This window comes from Delftia deserti (genome assembly GCF_042653485.1).
Taxonomy (GTDB): Bacteria; Pseudomonadota; Gammaproteobacteria; order Burkholderiales; family Burkholderiaceae_C; genus Comamonas; species Comamonas acidovorans.
Genome location: NZ_JBHSIH010000001.1, coordinates 6,560,764 through 6,584,210 on the forward strand (window position 1 = coordinate 6,560,764; position 23,447 = coordinate 6,584,210).

At 68.0% G+C, this 23,447-nt stretch carries 21 protein-coding genes; 6 read left to right on the forward strand and 15 right to left on the reverse strand.

The genetic code is table 11. The annotated features are described in order from the left end of the window. Nucleotides 1-13: 13 nt before the first annotated feature. The 10 genes from ACFPFG_RS30940 to ACFPFG_RS30985 form a co-directional block, all read right to left on the reverse strand. Nucleotides 14-1,300 carry an arsenic transporter gene (locus ACFPFG_RS30940; RefSeq protein ID WP_380109714.1) on the reverse strand — a complete coding sequence of 429 codons (1,287 nt, stop codon included), beginning with the start codon at nucleotides 1,298-1,300 and terminating at the stop codon, nucleotides 14-16. A 72-nt stretch (nucleotides 1,301-1,372) separates the two neighbouring features. Next, nucleotides 1,373-1,696, reverse strand: a complete 324-nt coding sequence (locus ACFPFG_RS30945; protein ID WP_183018322.1) for an ArsR/SmtB family transcription factor — start codon at nucleotides 1,694-1,696, stop codon at nucleotides 1,373-1,375. Nucleotides 1,697-1,883: 187 nt separating this feature from the next. After that, nucleotides 1,884-2,291 (reverse strand): GFA family protein, encoded by a 408-nt coding sequence (locus tag ACFPFG_RS30950; protein ID WP_312372367.1) that lies wholly within the window; start codon nucleotides 2,289-2,291, stop codon nucleotides 1,884-1,886. Nucleotides 2,292-2,384: 93 nt separating this feature from the next. Then, complete coding sequence (locus ACFPFG_RS30955; RefSeq protein WP_225970979.1) at nucleotides 2,385-2,720, reverse strand: hypothetical protein; 336 nt, start codon at nucleotides 2,718-2,720, stop codon at nucleotides 2,385-2,387. Nucleotides 2,721-2,919: 199 nt separating this feature from the next. Next, nucleotides 2,920-3,864, reverse strand: coding sequence for an FHA domain-containing protein (locus ACFPFG_RS30960; RefSeq protein WP_380109718.1), 945 nt, complete (start codon nucleotides 3,862-3,864; stop codon nucleotides 2,920-2,922). Nucleotides 3,865-3,983: 119 nt separating this feature from the next. Further along, nucleotides 3,984-6,197 (reverse strand): TOMM precursor leader peptide-binding protein, encoded by a 2,214-nt coding sequence (locus ACFPFG_RS30965; protein WP_380109720.1) that lies wholly within the window; start codon nucleotides 6,195-6,197, stop codon nucleotides 3,984-3,986. Continuing rightward, entirely contained in the window at nucleotides 6,154-6,984 is an 831-nt protein-coding gene (locus tag ACFPFG_RS30970; protein WP_380109722.1) for a class I SAM-dependent methyltransferase, read from the reverse strand. The genes ACFPFG_RS30965 and ACFPFG_RS30970 overlap by 44 nt, the downstream gene beginning before the upstream one ends. Nucleotides 6,985-6,994: 10 nt before the next feature. Then, nucleotides 6,995-7,780: a BMA_0021/BMA_0022 family TOMM bacteriocin gene (locus tag ACFPFG_RS30975; RefSeq protein ID WP_183018318.1), complete on the reverse strand. Its 786-nt coding sequence runs from the start codon at nucleotides 7,778-7,780 to the stop codon at nucleotides 6,995-6,997. A 17-nt stretch (nucleotides 7,781-7,797) separates the two neighbouring features. Continuing rightward, nucleotides 7,798-11,886, reverse strand: a complete 4,089-nt coding sequence (locus ACFPFG_RS30980; protein WP_380109724.1) for a TOMM system kinase/cyclase fusion protein — start codon at nucleotides 11,884-11,886, stop codon at nucleotides 7,798-7,800. Nucleotides 11,887-12,050: 164 nt separating this feature from the next. After that, entirely contained in the window at nucleotides 12,051-12,590 is a 540-nt protein-coding gene (locus ACFPFG_RS30985; RefSeq protein WP_183018316.1) for a DUF6886 family protein, read from the reverse strand. Between the two features lie 110 nt (nucleotides 12,591-12,700). Here ACFPFG_RS30985 and ACFPFG_RS30990 point away from each other — a divergent pair, with 110 nt between their 5' ends. Together ACFPFG_RS30990 and ACFPFG_RS30995 are read left to right on the forward strand one after the other, a co-directional pair. After that, nucleotides 12,701-13,105 carry a GFA family protein gene (locus ACFPFG_RS30990; protein WP_380109726.1) on the forward strand — a complete coding sequence of 135 codons (405 nt, stop codon included), beginning with the start codon at nucleotides 12,701-12,703 and terminating at the stop codon, nucleotides 13,103-13,105. Between the two features lie 11 nt (nucleotides 13,106-13,116). Further along, nucleotides 13,117-14,259, forward strand: coding sequence for a DSD1 family PLP-dependent enzyme (locus ACFPFG_RS30995; protein ID WP_380109728.1), 1,143 nt, complete (start codon nucleotides 13,117-13,119; stop codon nucleotides 14,257-14,259). 75 nt (nucleotides 14,260-14,334) lie between these two features. Here ACFPFG_RS30995 and ACFPFG_RS31000 read toward each other — a convergent pair whose 3' ends face one another. Further along, nucleotides 14,335-15,342 carry a Bug family tripartite tricarboxylate transporter substrate binding protein gene (locus ACFPFG_RS31000; protein ID WP_183018313.1) on the reverse strand — a complete coding sequence of 336 codons (1,008 nt, stop codon included), beginning with the start codon at nucleotides 15,340-15,342 and terminating at the stop codon, nucleotides 14,335-14,337. 203 nt (nucleotides 15,343-15,545) lie between these two features. Between ACFPFG_RS31000 and ACFPFG_RS31005 the strand changes: the two genes are divergently transcribed. Further along, entirely contained in the window at nucleotides 15,546-16,445 is a 900-nt protein-coding gene (locus ACFPFG_RS31005; RefSeq protein ID WP_183018312.1) for a LysR family transcriptional regulator, read from the forward strand. 40 nt (nucleotides 16,446-16,485) lie between these two features. Here the strand turns inward: ACFPFG_RS31005 and ACFPFG_RS31010 are convergent, their stop codons facing one another. Then, nucleotides 16,486-17,268, reverse strand: coding sequence for an IclR family transcriptional regulator domain-containing protein (locus ACFPFG_RS31010; protein WP_197955979.1), 783 nt, complete (start codon nucleotides 17,266-17,268; stop codon nucleotides 16,486-16,488). Nucleotides 17,269-17,438: 170 nt separating this feature from the next. Between ACFPFG_RS31010 and pobA the strand changes: the two genes are divergently transcribed. From pobA to ACFPFG_RS31025, 3 genes are all read left to right on the forward strand, one after another. Further along, nucleotides 17,439-18,614: a 4-hydroxybenzoate 3-monooxygenase gene (pobA, locus tag ACFPFG_RS31015; RefSeq protein ID WP_197955980.1), complete on the forward strand. Its 1,176-nt coding sequence runs from the start codon at nucleotides 17,439-17,441 to the stop codon at nucleotides 18,612-18,614. A 130-nt stretch (nucleotides 18,615-18,744) separates the two neighbouring features. Next, nucleotides 18,745-19,527, forward strand: a complete 783-nt coding sequence (locus ACFPFG_RS31020; protein ID WP_197955981.1) for a 2OG-Fe dioxygenase family protein — start codon at nucleotides 18,745-18,747, stop codon at nucleotides 19,525-19,527. A gap of 99 nt (nucleotides 19,528-19,626) precedes the next feature. Continuing rightward, a complete protein-coding gene (locus ACFPFG_RS31025) occupies nucleotides 19,627-20,064 on the forward strand; it encodes a universal stress protein (RefSeq protein WP_183018309.1) in 438 nt (145 codons plus the stop codon). A gap of 78 nt (nucleotides 20,065-20,142) precedes the next feature. On the opposite strand, the gene ACFPFG_RS31030 is transcribed toward ACFPFG_RS31025, so the two are convergent. The 3 genes from ACFPFG_RS31030 to ACFPFG_RS31040 form a co-directional block, all read right to left on the reverse strand. Continuing rightward, complete coding sequence (locus tag ACFPFG_RS31030) at nucleotides 20,143-20,697, reverse strand: bacteriohemerythrin (RefSeq protein WP_224986183.1); 555 nt, start codon at nucleotides 20,695-20,697, stop codon at nucleotides 20,143-20,145. 110 nt (nucleotides 20,698-20,807) lie between these two features. Further along, complete coding sequence (locus tag ACFPFG_RS31035) at nucleotides 20,808-21,791, reverse strand: Bug family tripartite tricarboxylate transporter substrate binding protein (RefSeq protein WP_197955982.1); 984 nt, start codon at nucleotides 21,789-21,791, stop codon at nucleotides 20,808-20,810. Nucleotides 21,792-22,045: 254 nt separating this feature from the next. After that, entirely contained in the window at nucleotides 22,046-23,332 is a 1,287-nt protein-coding gene (locus ACFPFG_RS31040; protein ID WP_380109736.1) for a Zn-dependent hydrolase, read from the reverse strand. Between the last annotated feature and the right edge of the window lie 115 nt (nucleotides 23,333-23,447).

The following is a 23,447-nucleotide window of genomic DNA, read 5'->3' on the forward strand; positions in this document are numbered from 1 at the left end:
TTGAGGATGGGTGCTACGCCAAGGTCAGGCGAATAGCGAGCGCGGCCAGCGTGGCCGCCAGCACGGGAACGGTCAGGACGACGCCGACGCGGAAATACGGTCCCCAGCCGATGGTGGTTCCCTTGCGGGCAAGCACGTGCAGCCACAGCAGGGTCGCGAGGCTGCCGATGGGCGTTATTTTTGGCCCCAGGTCACAGCCTATGACGTTGGCGTACACCATGGCCTCCTTCACCAGACCTGTGGCGGAGGACTGGTCAATGGACAGCGCGCCGACCAGCACGGTCGGCATGTTGTTCATCACGGAGGACAGCCCGGCGGCAAGAAAGCCTGTTCCCATGGCCGCGCTCCAGACGCCACCCGCTGCCAGCCGGTCCAGCAGGCCCGCCAGCGCACTGGTCAGCCCGGCGTTGCGAAGCCCGTAGACCACCAGGTACATGCCCAGGGAGAAAAGCACGATTTGCCATGGTGCCCCCATCACGACCTTGCGCGTGCTGATGACATGCCCCCGTGCCGCGACCGCCAACAGCGCTGCCGCGCAGACGCCGGCCACGACGCTGACCGGGACGCCCAGTGGCTCCAGCACGAAGAAGCCGAGCAGCAGCAGGGCCAGCACCACCCAGCCAGCCCGGAAGGTGGCCAGGTCCTTGACGGCAGCGGCTGCAGGCCTCAGCGAAGCTCGGTCATAGGTGGCGGGCAGGTCCTTGCGGAAGTACAGGTACAGAACGAGCAGGCTGGCAGCTACCGAAGCCAGGTTCACCGGCACCATCACCGAGGCATACCGGTTGAACCCGATGCCGAAGAAGTCGGCAGAAACGATGTTGACCAAGTTGGACACGACCAGCGGCAGGCTGGCCGTATCCGCAATGAATCCTGCGGCCACCACGAAAGCCAGAGTGGTGGCCGGCGAGAGGCCCAGCGCCGCCAGCATGGCCATGACGATGGGCGTCAGGATGAGCGCCGCGCCATCGTTGGCGAACACGGCCGACACAGCGGCCCCCAACAGCACGATGAAAGCAAACAGGCGCCTTGCGCTGCCGTTGCCCCAGCGTGCAACGTGCAATGCTGCCCACTCGAAGAATCCCGCCTCGTCCAGGAGCAGGCTGATGATGATGACGGCGACGAACGTGGCCGTCGCATTCCATACGATGCCCCAAACCACAGGGATGTCCGAGAGGTGCACGACGCCCAGGCCAAGGGCGAGCAAGGCGCCTGCACTGGCGCTCCAGCCTATGCCCAGGCCGCGAGGCTGCCAGATGACGAAGATCAGGGTGACAACGAAGATAAGGGCCGCGAGGAGCATGGGCGCAGGGAGGTTGGCGCGCTGAGCAGCACGCAGGCGTAAGAAACGATGGGATGAAGGAAGATGCCCTGGTCAGCAGCAACTGGCCTTGTCTTGCGACACGGCGCACGCCACCCCCTGGCAGCAGTTCTCCGTGAGGTAGCCGAGCAGACCATTCATGTGCTCGAACGCCGCGCGGTAGACGAGGTGGCGGCTCGACCTCTCTTGCGTCACCAGCCCGGAACGGGTCAGTTCCTTGAGGTGAAACGAGAGTGTCGTACCCGGGGTTTCCAGAGCTTCGGCCATGACGCCGGGCGTCAGGCCCTCGGGGCCGACCACCACGAGGGCGCGAAAGATTCGCAGGCGCAGCGGGTGTGCGAGTGCGGCGAGAGAGTCAACGACTGCGGGTTCATCCATGCGAGGCATTATGCGATATTTCTATAATAATGGAAATATCGCAGCATTGGCGAAGTCGGTTTGTCCAATGTCTGCTTCGAGCTTGGAGCCGTCGTCTGGATGACTCCACTGAGCGTCGTCGACCAGCCTGAGGCATCATCTGCCGGGATGTCTGCGAGGACTGCTCCTGGCCGAACCCAGCCCCCGATCACCCCATCCGACAATCCACCCACCCCATCCCCACGCCCCGATTCACATGCCGCTGCCCACCCACCACAAATTCCGAATCCAGCGTGGCCAGTGCAACAGAGATCCAGGCGCCCTCTGCGTAATGCTCGCTGTGCCATGACAGCGATGAGCCGCATCGCCGGCAAAAGCAGCGCGTGATGCCGGGCGATGAGGCAAAGCAGCGCAATTGCTCCTGGCCCCGGGTGAAGACAAGGTCTTTGACCGGCACGCTGCCGTAGGTGGCGAATGCGGCGCCGTGGGCCTTCTGGCAGATGCGGCAGTGGCAGTGCGACACGGCCTTGGGGCTGGACCGCAGTTCATAGGCGATGGCGCCGCACAGGCAGCTGCCTGCCAGGGCAAGAGGGGGGCTATCCGGGGCGTTGCTCATGGTCGGTCGGGCGCAAAAAAGGCGCATGCCATTGTGCATGCGCCCCAATGCCGCGACAGGGATGCGCGGCAACCCCAGGAGTCATCCGTTTCGTCAGTCGCCGATGACCTGCAGCCCGCTGCCATCCCCATGCGCCTGCAGGCACATTCTTCCGAGGTCGTTGAGAAAGCGCAGCACGGGCATCTCGCCCACGCAGGCGGGGATGGCGGCCATGATGTCGTTGTGCAGCTCCAGCAGCTGGTCGGCGGCCACGAACATGGCGGCGGATTCGCCGTAGTAGTGGCGCCAGAAGTCCTGCAGCAGGCCGTGCCGGGCCTTGCCTACGACCAGGGGATAGCCGTTTTCCCAGACCTGTGCGTCCATGGAAAGGCTGGCCAGGCCGGGGTCAACAGGCCGCGCGCTGGCGGGGATCAACAGTACACGTCGCATGTCCATGCTCATTTGCGTCTTCCAGGTGCGCCAGTGGACTCGGGCAACCCGGTCCGGGAGGAGGGTGAGAGGGTTCGCGCCGCAGGCGGCAGGAACCGGTTCCCACTTTATTCACGTGTGCACAACAAGAAAATTACAGCTGATTACATGCGGCGAGCGATGCGCCGTGTGCCTGCCGTTCTCCGCTCCGGTTCGCCGTTCAGGCGCTGCGCGCCCCGCCTTCGATCTGGAACGGAAAGTCCCCGAAGCGCAGGCTGCCGCGCCGCCTCTCCACCAGGGCGGGCGAGGCAGCGCATTCGGGCAGGGCGCTGAGGATCTGGTGCTTGGCGCGGAAGATCTGGATGTTCACGTACGAGGGCTCCACGCCCAGCATGCGCGAGAGTGCATCCAGTTCTATCCAGCCCTGGCTTGCGGGGGCCAGGCCTTTTTCTGCGTCCTGCTGGCGCACGCGCGCCAGGGTGACCAGGGTGTAGTGGTGTATGCGTTCGCCCAGCGCAATGGGCTTGCCGTCGCACAGGACGATGAGGCTGGCGTGCTCTTCGTTCTGGCTGACGGTGAAGCGAAAGGACACCTCCGGCGGCTTGGGCGCACGCGGGTCGAAGCTGCTTTCCCGCGTGGATTCCAGGTCGTCGCATTGCACGAATTCCCAGCTGCCTGCCGAGGTGTGGACCATGGCGCCGTCCACCAGGGGCTCGGTGCCGTCGCCGGACTCCTGCAGCCAGCGGCCGTCCTGGAAGAAGACGTTGGCTTCGGGCTCCTGCGCGTCGGGCAGCAGGGTGCCGCGCGGGTTCAGGGCCAGGGGGCCGTCCTGGGGCAGGCCCGGGCCGGGGCTCAGGCAGGTGATGGGAGGTCCCAGGTCTTCCACGGTCCAGGCCGCTTCTGCGCCTTCGCCCATGCTGAGCTTGGCGCCCACCGCCAAAACGGTCCAGCGGCCGGCGACCAGGCGCACGCCGTTGAGCATGGTGCCGTTGCGGCTCTGGTCCACGATTTCCCAGGTCTGCCGGTTCCAGCGGAACAGTGCGTGGACCTGGGAGACGTCGGGCGCCTTCATGACGGTCTGGCAGACCGAGGGGTGGCGGCCGAAGGTATGCAGGGGCCGCAGCACGACGATGCGACCGTCGAGTTGGTTACGAAAGAGGGCCATCGCCTCGAATTCTCCTTGGGGCTTGTGTGAACAGGGGGTGGGCTGGGGGCGCATTGGCCCGGAGCCGGCAGCCTGTTGCCAAGCCGAGAGAGTACATGCCCGCTGCGCGTTTCAGTTTGTCAAACGTACAGCGCCTGCGGATTCAGTTCCGATTCCTGCAGCGGCCGGCTGCGCCAGCCCAGGGCCACGGGTACGTCGCGCAGCCGTGGATTGCCCAGTTCCGGCCAGATATGGCACAGGCCGGGAATCACGACTTTGACGGTGTACAGGGGGATGTCGGGGCGCGAGTGGTCGTAGACGATGGTTTCCAGGCCCAGGCCGCGTGCGATGTCCACGCAGCGCGCAATGGCCTGGGCAATGTCTGGCGGTGCGATGTCCGGCTTGCGCCCGGACAGGTGCGCAGGCTGTTGCGGCGGCGCATCGGCGCTGTCCGCCGGGTGCAGGAAGGCCTGCAGTGGCTCGGGCACGGCAAAGCTTTTGCCGGCCGCGATCAGCTGGCTGATTTCGGTGAGGGCGCGTTCGCAGGCCAGGGCGCGGTCCAGGCTGCAGCCAAAGCCCACGGCCCATTGGCCTGTATCTGTATGGCGGCCCACGGAGACGACGACCGGTATGCCGAAGTCATGCGTGATGTCCAGCAGCCAGTACGACCATTGCGGGCCGCAACTGCGGTCCAGGCGCTGGCGTGTGGCGTGGTCGATGCCTTGCAGCGCGATGGCGGGCCTGCGGATCTGGCCGTACCACCAGATGGCGGCGGCATCGCGTTCCACCAGTTCCATGAAGCCTTGCAGGATGGCCTCTTCCCGCGTGTTGCCGGCCGCGCAGCCGTTGGAGGTCCAGCCGACATGGTGCAGGCTTTGCGCGGGCGCATGGGCCAGGCAAAAGGCCAGCGGCAGGTAGCGGCGCGCATCGGCGGTCAGGGACCAGGCGGGTGCCCACCATAGGGGATCGGGCCGGTTGGCGCAAGGAGCTGCGGCATGTGGTGGTTTGCCGGTGGCAAAGCCGGCGGTTTGCCGGTCGCTGAAGCGGGCCAGCTCCGTGGGCGCGATGCAGGGCGCGTCCAGCTCGGCGGCATGGGCGATGACCACGGCTTCATCGCCCTGGTGGAAGGCGGCGTAGCGCTCCACCGCTTCGCACATGGCGCTGGCGCGGGCCTGCATGGCCGACAGGCCCTTGCCCAGGCACAGCTGTGTTCCGGAGCCGGCCAGGCGGGCGCTGCCCGGGGCCGGTGTTCTGAAGATTTCGCTGCGGTAGACGGTGAGCGCCTCGTCTGTCTCGGCCGTCAGGGGCGTGACCCTGGCAATCACGCCGGTCAGCGGGCTGACGTGCTGCGACAGGCGCTGCACCGTGGTCTCGGCCGGCACGCTGCGCCAGCCCCCGTCGGCGCGCGCGGCATGTGTGCCCGGCGCTGGCGCAATGCGTTCGCGCTGGCGCAGGGCCATCAGCCCTGGCGTGCCGCAATGAGGGCACTGCGGGCGGGCGGCCACCGGGTGGGGCTGCTCAGGCTCCAGCGTCCACACGGCTTGCGCCGCATCGGCTTGCGCCAGCAGGCCCTGCACCGTGGGCAGCAGGGCCTGCAGCCGCGTGGCGATGAGGTCGGCACCGGCGCGCACGGGCGGGCAGCGGTCGCTGTCCTGAGGCTGGCCGTGCTTGCCGCCGCGTGCGGGATGGTTGCGTTGCCAGCGGTGTGCGAGGCAATGCCAGCAGGCCGTTGCCTGGGGTTTGAAAAGCGGTCCCGCCATGGCCTGCTCGCCCGCAGGCCGCACCAGCAGCCAGGGCCGGCCTGCGGCACGCTGGTTGGCGTCAATGGCGCCCAGGCGCGGGTCCAGATAGTCGTCGCAGAAAACGATGGTGAGCGGGGCGGGGGCGGGTGCCTGCGTGGCCACGGCCGCAGCCCAGTGGCAGGCGGCTGTGCTGTCCAGCGCTGCAGTCAGCATGACGATGTCGATCTGCTCCGATGCCTGCAGGCGCACGGGCGGGGCCGAGAAATCCGGTTGCAGATAACCGTGGCCGTTCAAGCCGCTGTGCAGCACCGGCTGGACCAGGCCCTGGCGCAGCAGGGCGCCCAGCGCGTGCAGCATCTGTGCAAGCGGCGCATCGGGTGCTGTGGCGCAGTGCTGCATGAGGCTGGTGCCGGCCTGCAGCGGGGCGTTCAGCGCCAGCACGGCGGCGGAGCCCAGGGCCAGGGTGTCGCGTTCGCTGGCCAGCAAAAGGCGGTCGCCCTGCTGCACGGGCGGCAGGAATTTCTCGTGCCAGCGAAAGGCGTGGGCGAACAGGTCGGGGGCCGCGGGCTCAGGCAACTGACGGTGCTCCGAGTTCAAGGCGGACGACGGCATAGGGGTGCTGGCCGGTGGTGGCGTGGAAGGCGGTCTCGAACAGCTGGTGCTGCTGCGAGAACCGGGCATACAGGTGCTCTTGCAGGCTGATGCGGATGGCGGGGTGGATGCGCTCTATCTGCGCGCCGTCCGCAAAGCCCGAGACGACGGGCAGGCGCATTCCTCCCACCTGCATGGGCAGCCGGGCAAGGGCCGGGTGCACATGGTCGAGCACCACGGTGCACGGCGGGCTGCCGGGTGCGGCAAAGCGCTGGGCCAGCTGCTGCAGCATGGCCTCCAGCGGCGCCTGGGGAAGATAGGGGCAGACACCTTCCAGCAGCACCAGAACGGGCTGGTGGCCGGGCAGGGCTGCGGTGTCCAGCCAGGATGTGTCGAGGATGGAGCAGGCGAGGTTGGTTTCAGGGCCTGCGATGTATTGCTCGCGCAGGGCGATGGCGTCGGGCAGGTCCACGTTCAGCCAGCGTGCGCTGCCCGCCTTGGGTGCCAGGCGGTTGCGCCGCGTGCACAGGCCTGCACCCAGCGCAATGCACAGGCCGGACGGGTGGGCGGTCAGAAATTCCGTGGTGAGCCGGTCGAACAGCTGCGAGCGCAGCACCACGCTGCGCACAAAGGCGGGGTCGGCCGCATGGGCCTCGCTGGCCTGGGGCAGGGCGGTGGCAATGCGGCGCGCCTCGGGGTCGGAAAAAGGCGGCAGGTCCGGCAGTTCCGAGGAAGCTGCCGGACCTGCCGCCCGGGCGCGTGCCGCCAGCGTCAGCAGCAAGGTGGCCGTGGCCCCTTGCAGCTGCACCGGTGCCGTATCAGCAGGTGAAGGGGTAGGCGTCACCGGTGTTGTTGTAGGAGGTGAGGGCGATGGCCCACAGGTCCTGCTCGGCGGGCGCCACCGGGTAGTTCAGCACGATGCCGTTCTTGATGGCCGTGCCGTCTGCGCGCTGCAGGTTCCATTCGCCGCGTGCCGCATCCCAGGTGAAGGCCTGCTCGGTCTCGAAACGCACCTGGAAGTTGAACGGGTTGTTGTAGCCCAGCCATTGGCTCAGCACGGGGGCCTTGTCCTTGCCATCGTCGCGTGTCAGCTCTGCGTGGAACTCGGGCGACTGCCAGGCCAGGGCGATGGCGCGCAGCACCACGCCACCAAAGGCCAGCAGCGAGTCCGGGCCGCCGCCGGGGATGCCCAGGCCCGTGGGCAGGGCAGCCCTGAGCATGCCGTTGTTCGGTTCCTCGAACGAGGTGCTGATGCCCATGAAGTTGGGGAACAGCTGGTAGTAGGCGGCCAGCGCCTCGGAGGCGTGGGTCTGGGGCGCCTGGGGCAGGACGATGACGAATTCATCGTCAGGACCGATCCAGCCGGCCGTGAGCACGGGCTTCCATTCGGCGCGCTGGGTGGGGTCGTCGCTCAGGCGCAGCGATACATCGACCTGGGGCCATTGCGTGGGGAGGCTGAAGTCGCGGTGCAACATGGGCTGGATGTCGCGCTGCCCCAGCAGATCACGGCGGTAGGCGTCATCCTGCCAGGAGCGGGCGATGGCCCGCAGGTAGGCAAGGCGGAATGCGAGCAACGGTTCAGTATTCTGCAGCTGGGTGGTCATGTGACTTCATCCTCGGTTCAAGAAAAGAGCGCCTGGCCGGGCCGGGGCCCTGACAGGTGCACGGACAGTTCAGGCCGCAATGCGGCCAGCTCACTCAGGCGCGCGGCCACGTCCGGCCTGGCGGGTGCCAGGGCCTGCGACAGGGCCAGCGCCTCGGTTTCTGTGCGGTACTTGCAGGCGGTGCGCGCAGTGGCGGCCGCCTGGCCCAGGCTGTCCTGCACATCCGCAGGCTCGCCGCCCATGGCAAGCAGGATGCGGGCCTTCTTCAGATGCAGCTCGCTGGTGTGCAGCCGCTCGTCCAGCAGGTCGGCCAGGCGCAGGCATTCGTCGATCTTGTCCAGGGCCTCGGTCCAGCGCCCGCTGGCCGCCAGCATTTCGGCGACGAAGGAGCGGTAGTAGGTCTGGCAGTAGCGGCAGCCCATGTCCCAGAGCAGCTGTGCCGTGCCGCTGGCGCGTTCAATGCCCTCGGCGCTGGCGCTGCCTGCGCTGTCACCCAGCGCCCAGCAGCGGATGATGTCCGCATAGCCCGAGAACGCGGGCAGGCCGTAGCGGGCCGTGATGTCCAGCAGCTCGCCCGTGGTGGCCAGGGCGCTTTCCTTGTCGCCCCGTGCCTGGTGGACCAGGCCCTGGTAGAGCAGGGCCATGCTCAGCGAGGGGATGTGCGAGACCTCGTGCGCCAGGCGCACGGCGTCGTTCGCATCGGTCAGCGCGGCCTGGTCAAAGCCGGCGAACCAGCGCACCAGGGCGCGCCCGCAGGTGGCCCAGACGCGGGTGTCGAAGCCGAACTCGGCCGCATGGTGGGCATGGGCCACCGGGTCGTAGCGGGTGATGGCGTCGGTCAGCGCTTCTTCGGCCAGGTCGAAGCGGCCGTCGGAGTAGTGGGCCAGGCCCAGGTAGGTCTGCGCGGCCACGAGCACACCCGTGTCCTGCTGGCGCACGGCCTGCTCCAGCAGGCGGTGGCTGAGCTGGCGCACTTCCTCGCGGTTGCTGGCCACGTGGTGGTAGGTGATCAGCATCCACAGGTGCTGCACCTGCTTGTAGTCGGCCACGGCGTTGGCGCCGGGGCCGGCCAGCAGCTGCTGCGACAGCGCAATGCGCTCCACCACCTGGCCGTGGGCCCAGCCGTGCTTGTTCATCAGCGCCTGGGTCACGTAGCTGTTGACGTCCAGGCGCGCCTCGCGCTGGGCGACGCCCTGGAGCTGGTGCAGCCAGTCGTCGATGTGGCGCGCGTAGGCGATGGTTTCATCGTTGAGCGAGCGCAGCTGCGTGATGCGCAACTGCCGCACCGCAAGCGCCACGGCCTGGGCATGGTCGCCCGCGTCTGCCCAGTGCTGGGCCACGCCTGCGGGTTCTGCGGCAACGCGCTGGGGCTGGTGCTGCATCAGGGCCAGGGCCACGTCGCGGTGCAGCAGCCGGCGCTGCGACGCCAGCATGCATTCGTAGGCCGTGTCGCGGATCAGCGCGTGGCGGAACATGAAGGCACCGGCGCCCGCACGTTCATCGGCAATGACCAGGCCGGCCTGGCCCAGCTGCGCCAGTTCCTGCTCGACTTCGCCTTGCGGGCGGTCCACGCAGGCGCACAGCAGGTCGAAGTCGAAGTGCCGGCCCATGGTGGCTGCCAGTTGCAGCAGTGGCTTGAGCGGGCCGATGCGGTCAAAGCGGCTGACCAGGGAGTCGTGCAGGGTCAGCGGAATGGCGGCCGGCAGCCCGGCATGGCGAAAGTCCCAGACGCCGTCCTGCTCCACCAGATGGGCGTCCAGCAGCATGCGCGCCATTTCCTGGATGAACAGCGGCACGCCGTCGGTGCGGTCCACCACGTGGCGGATCACGGCAGTGCCGAGCCTGCGCGGCGCCAGCGTCTGGCGGGCCAGCTCGGTGGCCTGCGCGTCTTCCAGGCGCCGCACGTCCACGCAGTCGGCCTGCAGGCCTTCGGGCGGCTGCCATTGCGGCCGGCCCGTCAGCACCAGCAGCACGCGCCGCAGGGGCAGGCGCGCTACCAGTTGCTCCAGCAGTTCGATGCTGGTCGGGTCGGCCCAGTGCACGTCTTCGACGATCAGCAGCAGGGGCTGGGCTTCGGACATGTGCAGCAGCCATTGCGCGGTGGACTGCAGCAGCAGTGCCCTTTGCATGACGGCCGAGATGCGGCTGGGCTCGCAGTCGCCCAGGGGCAGCGAGAGCCAGGCGCACAGAATGGGCAGGGCGGCCTCGGCATCGCAGCCTGCGGCGCGCAGGGCTTCGCGCATCTGCTCGCGGTGGTCCTGCGGGGGATCGGCCGCCTCCAGCCGCTGCCGTATCAGGCCCAGGAAAGGGGTCAGGGCAGTGTTGCGGTGCTCGGGCTGGCATTGCAGCACCACGGTGTTCGCGCCCTGTGTCCTGGCGTGGACGAGTAGCGTGTCGGCCAGGCAGGATTTGCCGATGCCCGGCTCGCCGCGAATCCACAGCGCATGGCCCCCGGCTTCGCGGGCCCGCGCCCATGCGTCGTGCAGGCGTTGCAGTTCGGGTTCGCGGCCTATGCACTGCAAGGCCGCATCGGACACAGACCCCGGCAGTGGCCCGGCCGGCTGTTCCACCTCCAGGCGATAGGTCTGCATGCCCGTGGGCTGGCCGGGCAGGCGCAGGCTGCCGGCTTTCTCGAAACGGGCATGACGGGCCAGCAGGCGATGGCTGCTTTCGCTGGCCAGCAGGGTGCCCGCATCGGCGATGGCCTCCAGCCGCATGGCCACGTTGACGGCATGGCCCGAGGGCGCTTCGCCGCCGACCACCACGGCCATGCCGGTGTGCAGGCCCATGCGGATTCCCAGGTGCAGTCCGTGGACCTGCTCGATGGCGGCCGCGCGGCTGCGGCTGAGCGTGAGCAACTCCTGCGCCGTCATGCTGGCCTGGCGGGCATCGGTGTCGCTGGTGTGCGGGTAGCCGAAGAGCACCAGCATGCGGTCGCCCAGCGTGCCCGCCAACATGCCCCCGCGCCGGGTGGCAACGTCGGAGAACAGCGTGAGTTCTTCGCGCTGCAGCAGTTCGATGTCTTCGAGGTTCAGCCCCTGCGAGGGCTGGCCTGCGGTGCGTGGCGCGCTGTCCATGCCGTGGGTGTCGCTGCCCGGCCACAGGGAGACGCTGCAGCACAGCACCGTGAGCTGGCGCACTTCGGAGAACACGCGCGTGGTGGCCACGGTGCGTGTCAGGTCCGCCTGCTGCACCTGGGCGGCTGCGGGCAGTTCGCCCACCAGGTCGTCCAGCCGCACGCGCATGAGGTCCCTGAGCAGGGCCGCAGCCGAGTCGCTGCGCTCCGCGGGCCGCTTCTTGAGCGCCTTGCGCAGCAGGGCGGCGATGGGATGGGTGGAGATGGCCGGCGGCAGCTGCACTTCCTGCGGGCTGAGCTGGCGGTGCACGATCTCGGCCACCGAGGCGCCCTGCACGGCGGGCGTGCCCGTCAGGCATTCGAGGAACATCAGTCCCCAGGCATAGAGGTCGGTGCGGGCGCTGGGCGGCTCGCCGCGCAGCTGCTCGGGGGCGCTGTAGGCCGGCGTGCCCAGGCATTCGTCGCCCATGGTGAGTTGCGAGACCTGCGGGCCGGCAAACTGCGGAATGACGGTGCCGATGCCGAAGTCCAGCACCATGGCGTGCCGCACGGCACCCGTGGAGGTGACCATCACGTTGTCGGGCTTGAGGTCGCGGTGCACGATGCCGGCGGCGTGGGCGCAGTCCAGCGCATCCAGCACCTCGGCCATGAGGCGGCCGGCTTCGGCCGCCGTCAGCACGCCCTGGCGGCGGATCAGGCTTTTGAGGGTTTCACCGGGCACATACTCGAAGACGCCATAGACGCAGTCGCCTTGCTCGCCCTTGTCCAGCAGCTGGACGATGTGCGGATGGTGCAGGGACGCGCAAAGCATGGTTTCGCGGTGGAACCGCTCCACCTGCCGGCCGCCTTCCTGCAGCTTGACGACCTTGATGGCGACCGACGCGCCCGTGCGCCGGTGGCGTGCACGGTAGACGGTGCCGTAGCCACCTGATCCCAAGGTTTCCAGCAGTTCGTAGTCCGGGATCTTCAACGGGGCTTGCGCCACCGGGGTCACCGCAGCTTGCGTGGGGTTGGTGATGGCATCGTGCATTTCAGCCTCGGTTGGGGATCCTCCTGGAGGGTATCCAGTCGTCCATTTGTCATACGGCAGACCGTGCTTTGATACCGTTCGTTACTATAGCGTACGTCCGAATGCAATTGACTGTTTTTGCCTGCGTGCTTGCCCACGGTTGCCATCGCCGTGGCGTCCGGCGCTCAGGCCCAGATTGCCGCATTGCGCAGCCGTATGCCGCTGGCATGCAGCGAGCTGTCCCAGACCCCGCGCAGCGGCTGCAGCGAATCGACGATGCGCAGCTCGGTGCCGCATTCCGCTAGCGCTTGCGGCAGATCGACCAGCAGGTCCCGGCGCAGGGGCTGCACGGCCTGCCGGCTCACGTACATGCCGGCGTCCTCCAGGCTTTCGAACGGCTCGGCCGGCAGCTCGTACCGGTGTATCCGGGCCGCTTGCAGGCGCGCGGCCCAGGCGGTCTCCACATAGGCCACGGCCAGCGCTCCATCGGGCAGGGCGTTCAGCCATTGCGCCCGGTCTTCACTGGTGCTGTGCTGGTGCGGCCAGATGACGATGCGCGGGCACTCGCGGGGGAACAGGTACAGCCGCTGGTGCAACGGGTCAATGGCCCAGACCAGGGGTCCGTTGAGCCATTCCTGGCCAGGGCGGCGGGGTGCCGCCTTCAGGACCGGGCGGGGCTGGAATTGCCGGATATCTCCGTCTTCGCTGAAGTGAAAAAGCTGCATGGCGCGCAGTGTAGGGCGCTGCGGTTTGCAGGTGCTGCGCCATCGCCTATGATGCGCGGCACCTGTGAATAATCACAGCTACTTGCAACCCACGGAAAGGTCCACGCACCATGAACGGTCATTGTCTTTGCGGCGCTGTCAGCTTTGTCTCTCCCCAGGCCCGGGAAATCGGAGCCTGCCACTGTGGGTACTGCCGGCGCTGGGGCGGCGGCCCCATGCTGGCCGTGCATTGCGGGCCCGAGGTGAAGTTCGAGGGCGGTGAGCACATCGGCACCTACGCCTCCTCCGAATGGGCCGAACGCGCCTTCTGCAAGCAGTGCGGCACGCACCTGTACTACCGGCTGCACGCCACGGGAGAGTACTTCGTGCCGGCCGGCGCCTTCGAGTCGCAGGACTTCGAGCTGGCCACGCAGATCTACATCGACAGGAAGCCCGGCTACTACGACTTCGCCAACCAGACGCCGACCATGACCGAGGCCGAGGTCATCGCCCAGTACGCGCCCCCGCAGGAATGAGGCACAGCCCCATGCCCCTGCATGATGACTCCAGCGGCCTGGCAATGGAGCCTGCCGCACGGCCCGGCGATCCGCTCGACCGGGTCGATACACCCAGCCTGGCGCTGGACCTGGCCGTCTTTGACGCCAACCTGCGCACCATGCAGGACTGGGCCGACCGCCATGGCGTGGCGCTGCGCCCGCATGCCAAGGCGCACAAGTGCCCGCAGATCGCGCTGCGCCAGCTGGCGCTGGGCGCGCGCGGCATCTGCTGCCAGAAGGTGAGCGAGGCCGTGCCCTTTGTGGCGGCCGGCGTGCGCGACATCCTGATCAGCAACGAGGTGGTGGGACCGGCCAAGCACGCGCTGCTGGCCCGGCTGGCGCGCACGGCGCGCATGGCCGTGTGCGTGGACAACGCGGCCAACCTGGTGCAGTTGTCCGAGGCCATGGCGCAGGCGGGCGTGGAGATCGACGTGCTGGTGGAGGTGGACGTGGGCCAGGGCCGCTGCGGCGTCACGGGTGCCGAGGCCGTGCTGGCCCTGGCCCGGCAGGCGCACGGCCTGCCGGGCGTGAATTTCGCCGGCCTGCAGGCCTACCACGGCGCGGTGCAGCACCGGCGCAGCCGCCAAGAGCGTGCGCAGGTCAGCCGGGAGGCGGCGCGCCAGGCGGCGGCATGCGCGCAACTGCTGCGCGACAACGGCATGGCCTGCGACACCATCACGGGCGGCGGCACGGGCAGCGTGGAGTTCGACGCGGCCAGCGGCGTCTACACCGAGCTGCAGCCGGGCTCCTATGCCTTCATGGATGGTGACTACGGCGCCAACGAGTGGGACGGGGCGCTGGCCTTTCGCAGCAGCCTGTTCCTGCTGTCCACGGTGATGAGCACGCCCGCGCCGGACCGCGTCATCCTGGACGCGGGCCTGAAGTCCACCTCGGCCGAATGCGGGCCGCCTGCCATGTACGGCACGCCGGGCCTGCGCTGCGTGGCCATCAACGACGAGCACAGCGTGGTGCGCGTGGAGCCGGGCGCCCAGGCGCCCGCCCTGGGCAGCGTGCTGCAGCTGCTGCCCTCGCACGTGGACCCGACATTCAACCTGCACGACGAGCTGGTGGTGCTGCAGGACGGCCTGGTGCACGCGCTGTGGCCGATTGCGGCGCGCGGGATGTCGCGCTGAAGACGGCATGAAAGAAGCCGCCGGCCTTTCGGCGCGGCGGCTTCCTTGCGTCTGCGGCCTGCTGCGGCCTGTGGCTTACAGCTCGATCTTGGCGCGGCGGATCACATCGCCAAAGCGCTTGTTCTCTTCGACGATGAAGGCCTTGAACTCTTCGGGCGTGGGGAAGTAGTTCTCATAGCCGAAGGTCTGGAACTTGGGCTGGATGTCGGGCTCGCGCAGGACTTTCATGGTGTCCTGGCGGATCTTCTCGACCACGGCGGGCGGCGTGGACTTGGAGACGGCAAAGGCATTCCAGCCGGTGACCACGGCGTCGGCCGGGCCGCCCGATTCGGCCACGGTGGGCACATCCTCGTAGCCCTTGAGGCGGTGGGGTGCCAGCACGGCCAGGAAGCGCAGCTTGCCCGAACGCATCAGCGGGCCGGCCGTGCCCGAGGAGCCCAGCGCAAAGGCCAGCTCGCCCGTGGCCACGCTGGTGTACAGCTGGCTGGTTTCCTTGTAGATGACGTGTTCCATCTTGGTGCCCGTCAGCGACTCCAGCAGGGCCGAGCCCAGGTGCACCGGGTTGCCCACGGACCACGAGCCGTAGTTGAGCTTGCCGGGGCGCGCCTTGGCGTCGGCAATCAGGTCGGCCACGGTCTTGTAGGGGCTGTTGACCGGCACGCAGACGAAGAAGAAGGTGCGAAACAGCGGCAGGACGACTTCGAAGTCCTTGTCGATGTTGTAGGGCAGCTTCTTGAACAGGTGGGGATAGGCCGCCAGGTGGACGTTGTCCAGCTGGATGATGTCCGTGCCGTCGGTGGCGCCGCGCTTGAATGCCTCGATGGCGATGAAGCCGTTGCCCCCCGGGCGGTTTTCCACGATGACGGGCTGGTTCCACAGGCGCGCCAGCTTGTCGGCCACCAGGCGCGAGGTGCCGTCCGGCCCGCCGCCCACGGGGAAGGGGTTGATGATGCGCACCTGCTTGGTGGGCCAGCTGGCGGCGGCACCCGACTGGGCGTGCGCGGGCGCCAGGGCGCCCATGGCCAGGGCGCCAAGGGCGAGGCCCGCCTGGCGGCGATTGATGCGGAAGGCGCTGTCTTTCATGGTTTGTCTCCGAGTCGCTGTTGGGCTTGCTGGGTGGCTTGGTCCTATGCCGGCAAGGCACGGGCTGCTCTTGTTTTTACGCTCTCTTGCGTGAGCGGCTGGATGATCCAGTCGCCGCATTGTGTCAGTTCGCCGCAAAGCACCTAGCCATGGCTGCCGCTAGCAGCTATAGCAAAATGGCATAAGTGAGGAGACGATAGAACATGAATTTGCAGCAGATAGAGACCTTTGTGCATGTGGCCGAGACCGGCAGCTTCAGCAAGGCGGCCGTGCTGCTGGAGACGGCCCAGCCCGCACTGAGCCGCCAGGTGCGGGCGCTGGAGACCGAGCTGCGCGAAACCCTGCTGATCCGCACCGGCCGCGGCGTGACGCTGACCGACGCGGGCCGCCGCCTGCTGGAGCACGGCCACGCCATCATGCAGCGCGTGGCCCTGGCGCGCGAAGACCTGGGCAGCCAGCGCGACGAGCCCGTGGGCCGCATCGTGGTGGGCCTGCCGCCCAGCCTGGCGCGGCGCCTGACGCTGCCGCTGATCGACCTGTTCAGCAAGGACATGCCCAAGGCCCGCCTGGCTGTGGTCGAGGGCTTTTCCATGAACATCGCCGAGTGGCTGACTTCGGGCCGCATGGACCTGGGCCTGGTCTATACGCCCGAGCCGCATCCGCACATCGAGGTCACTCCCGTGCTGGAAGAGCGCCTGTGCCTGATCGGCCCGGCGCGCACGCTGGGCGGGCGCAGCGGCGTGCGCTTTGACGAGTTGTCGCAGTTCCCGTTGATCATGCCGCAGCACGGCCAGATCTTCCGCAAGCTGATGGAAGCGCAGGCCACGCTGTCCCAGGTCAAGCTCAACGTGGTCTGGGAAGTGTCCAGCGTGCCGGCCATCCTGGACTTGGTGCGCGGCGGCTACGGCTACGCCGCGCTGACCGATAGCGCCATGCGCAGCCACCTGACCGACGCCGAGCTGGTGGGCATTCCCATCGAATCGCCCCATGTGGTGAGCACGCTGTGCCTGGCGCAGTCGGCCAAGAAAAAGGCCACGCCGTTGATCCGCAAGACCTCGCTGGCCCTGCGCGAACTGAGCCGGCAGGTGTGCGCGCCGCTCTGAGCGGTTGCAGCGAAAGCGGCAGGTTGCAGGCCAGCAGGCCTCAGAGCAGCGGCCGCAGCTCCCGCGCCGCCTCCTGCAGCAGCGGCAGCAGCTCGGCCGCCATGTCGGCGGGCGCCATGCGCTGGGGCGAGGTCACGATGTTGAGCGCGGCCACCGTGCGGCCCTCCATATTGCGCAGCGGCACGGCCAGGGCCTGCACGGCCAGCTCATGCTCTTCCAGGGCCAGGCAGAAGTCCTGGCGGCGCACTTCGTCCAGCACGCCTTGCAGCGCGGTGCCGTCCGTCACCGTGTGGGCGGTCAGGCGCCGCAGATCGTGCGATGCCAGCCATTGCCTGAGCTCGGCCGCAGGCAGGGCGGCCAGCAGCACGCGGCCCGTGGAGGTGGCATGGGCGGGCAGGCGGCTGCCCAGATGCAGACCGTGCGCCATGAGGCGCTGGCCGCGCTCGTGCAGGGCGCTGCGCGCGACGATGACCACCTCGTGGCCATCGCGCACCACGCAGGAGAACGACAGCTGGGTCTGCGCCGCCAGCCGGTAGAGCACGGGCTGGACGATGCGCGGCAGCCGCGCCGACGCCAGGTAGCTGCCCGACAGGCGCAGCACCTTGGGCGCAAGCCAGAAATGGCTGCCGTCCGTTTCCAGGTAGCCCAGGTGCGTCAAGGTCAGCAGATGGCGGCGCGCGGCCGTGCGCGTGATGCCCGAGCGCTCGGCCGCCATGGTGGCGTTCAGGCGCTGGCGCTCGGTATCGAAGCTCTCCAGCACGGCCAGGCCCTTGGCCAGTCCGGCGATGAAGTCATCCGGGTCGATGGGAAAGGGCTGGTTCATGGGCGGGGAGGGCGGGCATGCAGGTAGTGCGCGATTGTCGCGCAGATTGCGCGATCACCGCGCAACGCATGCGGCAGCCCCTCGTCTTTGCGCTGCCTCAAAACTAATCTTGGGCGCAGGCCATGGCATGAACCGGCCATGACATCGAACAACGCAACGGAGACAAATCAATGCGTACCCAAGTCGCCATCATCGGTGCAGGCCCTGCCGGCCTGCTTCTCGGCCAGCTGCTGTACCGCGCAGGCATAGACAACGTCATCATCGAGCAGCGCAGCGCCGACTACGTGCTGGGCCGCATCCGTGCCGGCGTGCTCGAACAGGTCACCGTGGACCTGCTGGAGCTGGCCGGTGCCGACGCCCGCATGCGCGCAGAAGGCCTGCCGCACGACGGCATCGAGCTGCTGTTCGGCGGACAGCGCCACCGCATCGACCTGCATGGCCTGACAGGCGGCAAGCGCGTCATGGTGTACGGCCAGACCGAGGTCACGCGCGACCTGATGGAAGTGCGCGCCGCCGAGGGCCTGACCACGGTCTACGAGGCCAGCAATGTGCAGCCCGAGGGCTTCGATGGCGACAGCCCCGTCGTGCGCTACGAAAAGGACGGCCAGGTCCATGAGCTGCAATGCGACTTCATCGCCGGCTGCGACGGCTTTCACGGCATCTGCCGCGCCAGCGTGCCCCAGGACAAGGTGCGCACCTTCGAGAAGGTCTACCCCTTCGGCTGGCTGGGTCTGCTGTCGGATACGCCACCCGTCTCGCACGAACTGATCTACGCCCAGACCGAGCGCGGCTTCGCACTGTGCAGCCAGCGCAGCGCCACGCGCAGCCGCTACTACCTGCAGGTGCCGCTGACCGAGAAGGTCGAGGACTGGAGCGACGAAGCCTTCTGGCGCGAACTGCGCCTGCGCCTGGACCCGGAGGCCCGCGAGCGCCTGGTGACCGGCCCCTCGCTGGAAAAGAGCATTGCCCCGCTGCGCAGTTTCGTGACCGAGCCCATGCGCTTCGGCCGCCTGTTCCTGGCCGGCGACGCGGCCCACATCGTGCCGCCCACGGGCGCCAAGGGCCTGAACCTGGCGGCCTCGGACGTGGGCTACCTGTCCAGCGCCTTCGCGCAGTACTACCGCGACAAGGCGCCCGAAGGCATCGATGGCTACTCCGAGCAATGCCTGCGCCGCGTCTGGAAGGCCGAGCGTTTTTCGTGGTGGATGACCTCGCTCATGCACCGCTTCCCCGATGCGGGCGGCTTCGACACCAAGGTGCAGGAGGCGGAGCTGGACTACATCGTCAACTCCCGGGCAGGCTCGACCTCGCTGGCGGAGAACTATGTGGGGTTGCCGCTGGTGTGAGCCCAGGGCAATGGCGGTGGCAGCGGGGGGGCAGTGAATGCATTGATGCGCGCCTGTCGCCACAGCACTGCGCAAATTTGCAGCCCGCCTCGCCCGGATGGGGGCGGGCGAGGAGTAAGCTTGTCGGGTTATGGCGCACATCACGTTTCCCCCTCCCTATATCGCTCCCCAGAATGCAGCGCAGTCGCTGCGCGACGCAGGCTATGCGGTGCTGCGCCCCGATGAATTCGCAGCCTGGGCAGGCGTGTCATTGACCGAGCTGCATGCGCTCGATGCCGACTGGGCCCAGCTGCCGCCCGATGCCTTTCTGAAGGACGGCGGCCGCTACCGGCGCCGTCGCCATTCCTGCTTTATTGCAGGGCAGGGCCAACTGCAGCAGGTGGAGCATCGCGCGCACTGGCAGCCGGTGGAATACAACGCCCTGCATGGCGGCATGCTGCGCATGTTCGATCCCATGCGCGATGCCACGGCGCAAAGCGCCACCTGGAGCCGGCTGCTGCTGGCGCTGGCCGGCCTGTCCGACCAGGTGTTCTGCGCCCAGGGCGATGATGTGCAGCACGAGCGCTGGTTCATCGAGTCCCACCAGTTCCGCATCGACACCACGGACGGCATTGGCCGGCCCACGCCCGAAGGCGCGCACCGCGACGGCGTAGACCTGGTGGCCGTGATCCTGGTCGGGCGCGAGGGCGTGAAGGGCGGCGAGACACGCATCTTCGAGGCCACGGGCCCCAGCGGCCAGCGCTTCACGCTGACCGAGCCCTGGTCGGTGATGCTGCTGGACGATGCCCGCATGATCCACGAGACCACGCCCATCCAGCCCGAGCAGCCGGGCGGCGTGCGCGATACCCTGGTGCTGACCTATCGCCGCCAGGGTTTCCAGGGCTCGGAGCTGACGCGTCGCCGCAAGGATTGATGCAGCTCAAGACGCTGGCGCATGATGGGCGCACACTTTGGTTCATCGACCCGGCCGCCTCCGATTGTTGACGGCGGCCAAGCACAAAGGAGAAAACGCATGTTCAAGCACATCCTGGTTCCCGTGGACGGCTCCAACAGTTCGATGCTGGCGGTTCACAAGGGCGTGGAGCTGGCCAAGGCCTTTGGCAGCACGCTGACGGCGGTCTACGTGGTGGACCCCTATCCGTTCACGGGCGTGGGCGCCGACTTCGCCTACGGCCAGTCGCAGTACCTGAGCGCGGCCACGGCCGAGGCCAACACCACGCTGGACGCCGTCAAGAAGATCACCGACGAGGCTGGCGTGAATGCCACCACCGTTGTCGGCGAGGGCCATGCCGTGCACGAGGGCATCGTGCGCGTGCTCGAGAGCACGGGTGCCGACCTGATCATCATGGGCTCGCAGGGCCGCCGTGGCCTGGAAAAGCTGGTGCTGGGCAGCGTGACCCAGCGCGTGCTGGGCGCCGTGCGCGTGCCGGTGCTGGTCGTGCGCGAGTAGTCGCCAGGCCACTGCGTGAAACTGCAACGGCTCCCTCGGGAGCCGTTTTTCTTGGTGCGCTGCAAGGGCAGGGGGCGCTCAGCGATTGAGCAGCCGCGCCAGCCAGCCCTTTTTCTTGCGCTGCAGTTCCAGCTCCTGCAGCACTTCGTTCTTGAGCCTTTCCTTCTCGGCGGCAGGACTGGACTCGCGCGCCATGCGCAGATAGGCCTTGGCCGAGTCCACGTAGCCGGTGTCTTCGTTGCGGATGTGGTTGAACAGCCAGCGCGAGAGCATGCCGTGCAGCTCGGCGGCCACGTCCTCGCCCGCATCGAAGCGGGTCTGCATCTCGATCACGCGGCGCGTGAACAGCTCGTGCACCTTCTTGTGCGGGCCGGCGAACATGTAGCCGGCGCTCTCGATCAGGCTTTCCTCGAACACGAAGTGCGAGACGGTGTAGTCGATCATCTCGCCGATGACATCGCCCAGGGCCTCGCGGTCGGGCGACGAGCGCAGCTCGTAGAGCTTGTTGATGTAATCGACGATGCGGCGGTGCTGCCGGTCGATTTCTGCAATCCCGGTGTCCAGCTCGGGGACCCAGACCAGCAATGCCATGACGTTCTCCAGGAATTCGGTGATTTCCAGAGAAGTATTCACGGGACTGTCACATAGCTCCTTGATGCAGATCAGGCTGATCTGCATCAATGAAATGCGGCGTTGGCCATTGCAGGCGGTGCCGGGCATGCCGCCCTGGCACCGCAGGCATGTCACTCGATCTTGGCGCCCGAGGACTCGACGATCTGCTTGGACTGCTTGAAGTCGGCCTGGAACATCTTGTCGAAGTCGGCCACGCTCATGGACTGGGGCTCGGCGCCCTGGGTCTGGATGGCGTCGCGCACTTCGGGCATGGCCAGCAGCTTGTTCACTTCGGCGTTGACCTTGGTCACGATGGCCGTGGGCGTGCCCTTGGGCATGAACAGGCCGTACCAGGTGCTCACGTCAAAGCCCTTGAGGCCCGCTTCGGCCAGCGTGGGCGTGTCGGGCAGCGAGGACGAGCGCTTGGCCGATGTGACGGCGATGGCGCGCAGCTTGCCGGCCTTGATCTGGCCGATGGCCGAGGGCACGGAGGACACCAGCAGGTCCACGTTGCCGGCCAGCGCGTCCATCAGGGCCGGGTTGGAGCCCTTGTAGGGCACATGCACCAGCTGGATGCCTGCGGCCTTCTCCAGCAGCACGCCCGAGATGTGGATGCTGGTGCCATTGCCCGGCGAGCCGTAGGTCACCTTGCCCGGGTGCTGCTTGGCAGCGGCCACGATGTCGGCCAGGGTCTTGTAGGGCGAGTTCACGCTGGTGGCGATCACGATGGGCGTGTAGGCCACGTGGGCCACGGGCACCAGGTCCTTGACGGGGTTCCAGGGCAGGTTCTTGTAGAGGTAGGGGCCCAGGACCACGTTGTCCTTCTGGCCCATGACCATGTCGTAGCCCGTGGGCGAGGCCTTGACGGCCTCGGTGATGCCGATGGTGCCGCCTGCGCCCGCACGGTTGTCGGGCACCACGGTCCACTTGCTGACTTCGGTGAGCTTGTTGGACACCACGCGCGCGAGGATGTCGGTGCCGCCGCCGGGCGGGAAGGGCACGATCATGCGCACGGGCTTGTTCGGATAGTCGGCAGCCGCACCTTGGGCGGCTGCGGAAAAGCTCAGGCCCATGGCGGCGGCCACGGCGGTGCAGGTGATCAGTTGGCGGAACATGAAAGAAGAAACTCCAGGGTCTGATGGGGCGGTGCAACCTTCTCGCAGCGGACCGGCAGTGCCGGGCCGCCCATGCGGTGGGTTGTCGATGATCGGGGAGGGTGGTTCCGCCATCTTGCATTGGGAAGCCCGCTATTTGGGCGGATTTCCGCAATCTGTGCCACAGGGGCTTCCACCAAGGAGCAGCTTGTGCCTGCTCCAGAGGGAAGCGGGCTATTTTATGCCGCCTTGGTTCCTGGCCGCAGGCCAGGCTCTCAGGCCTGTGCCAACTGCCTGTCCAGCACGCGCACCGTCTCGTACAGCACCCGCGTGCCGTCCAGCAGCTGGGCGGGTTCTATCCATTCCTCGGGCGCGTGGCTGCGGCCGTGGAGGCAGGGGATGAAGATCATGCCCATGGGTCCGGTGGGCGCCATGTAGACGGCGTCATGGCCGGCGCCGCTGGGCATGCGCATGTGGGCGTAGCCCAGGTTGCGGCAGGCCTGCTCCACGCCCTGCATGACGGGCGCGGCGCAGTCCGTGGGCTGGGAGCGGCTCACGTCGGCCATCTCGGCGCGCACGCGCAAGGCGGCCAGGCCGGGCAGGACTTCGGCCAGCAGTTCCTCGGGGAAGCACTCCAGCACGCCGGGGTGGTCGCTGCGCACTTCCATCATCATTTCGACCAGCCCGGGCACGGCATTGGAGGCATTGGGCGTGAGCGAGAGCCGGCCCACGGTGGCCACCACATAGTGAGGTTGGCCGCTGAGCGCAGCGGCCTTGCGGTTGGCGGCATCGATGATGCGCGCCGCGCCCACCAGCGCGTCCTGGCGGATGTCCATGGGCGTGGTGCCCGCGTGGTCGGCCTGGCCGTGCACGGTGAAGCTCACGCGGCGTATGCCCACGATGTTCGTCACCACGCCGATCGGCAGGCCGCGCTGCTCCAGCACCGGGCCCTGCTCTATGTGCAGTTCCACAAAGGCGGCCGTGCCGCCGGCGCTGCGCAGCGGGCGGTCCAGCGCCTCGGGCCGCGCGCCGATGCGGCGCATGCCTTCGGCCAGGGTTTCGCCTTCGGGGTTGCGTGCGGCCAGCATGGCGGTGTCCAGCTTGCCCGACAGCGCGCGGCTGCCTATGCAGGAGATGCCGTAGTCGCTGGGTTCTTCGGACAGGAAGTCGATCACCTCGAACGGGTGCTGCAGTGCGATGCCGTTTTCGTGCAGGCAGTGCGCGACCTCGATGCCGGCCAGCACGCCGATGATGCCGTCGAAGCGCCCGCCCATCATCACGGTGTCGCAGTGCGATCCGGTGGAGATGGGGGCGCGCTGCACCGCACCTGCGGCAGCCGGCAGGCGGCCCACGAGGTTGCCGCCCTCATCCAGATGGACCTGCATGCCCGCTGCCTCGAACTGCCCGCGCAGCCAGGCGCGGGCCTGGTCGAATTCGGGGGAGAAGGCGCGGCGCGTCCACGGCACGTCGGGCAGGGTGAAGGTGGACAGGGTCTCTACACGGCGCCACAGGCGCTCGGCATCGATGGGGGGCAGGTTCGGTGAAGGGGGCAGGGTGGTCATCGGTTTCGGTGGCGTCTGGAGCGGGTGGGGCAGGCGGAGCAGCAGGCGCAGAAGGCGCAGGTGGTGCAGGTGGTGCAGGTGGTGCGGGCGTGCCGCGTGCAGGCCCGGATTCTCG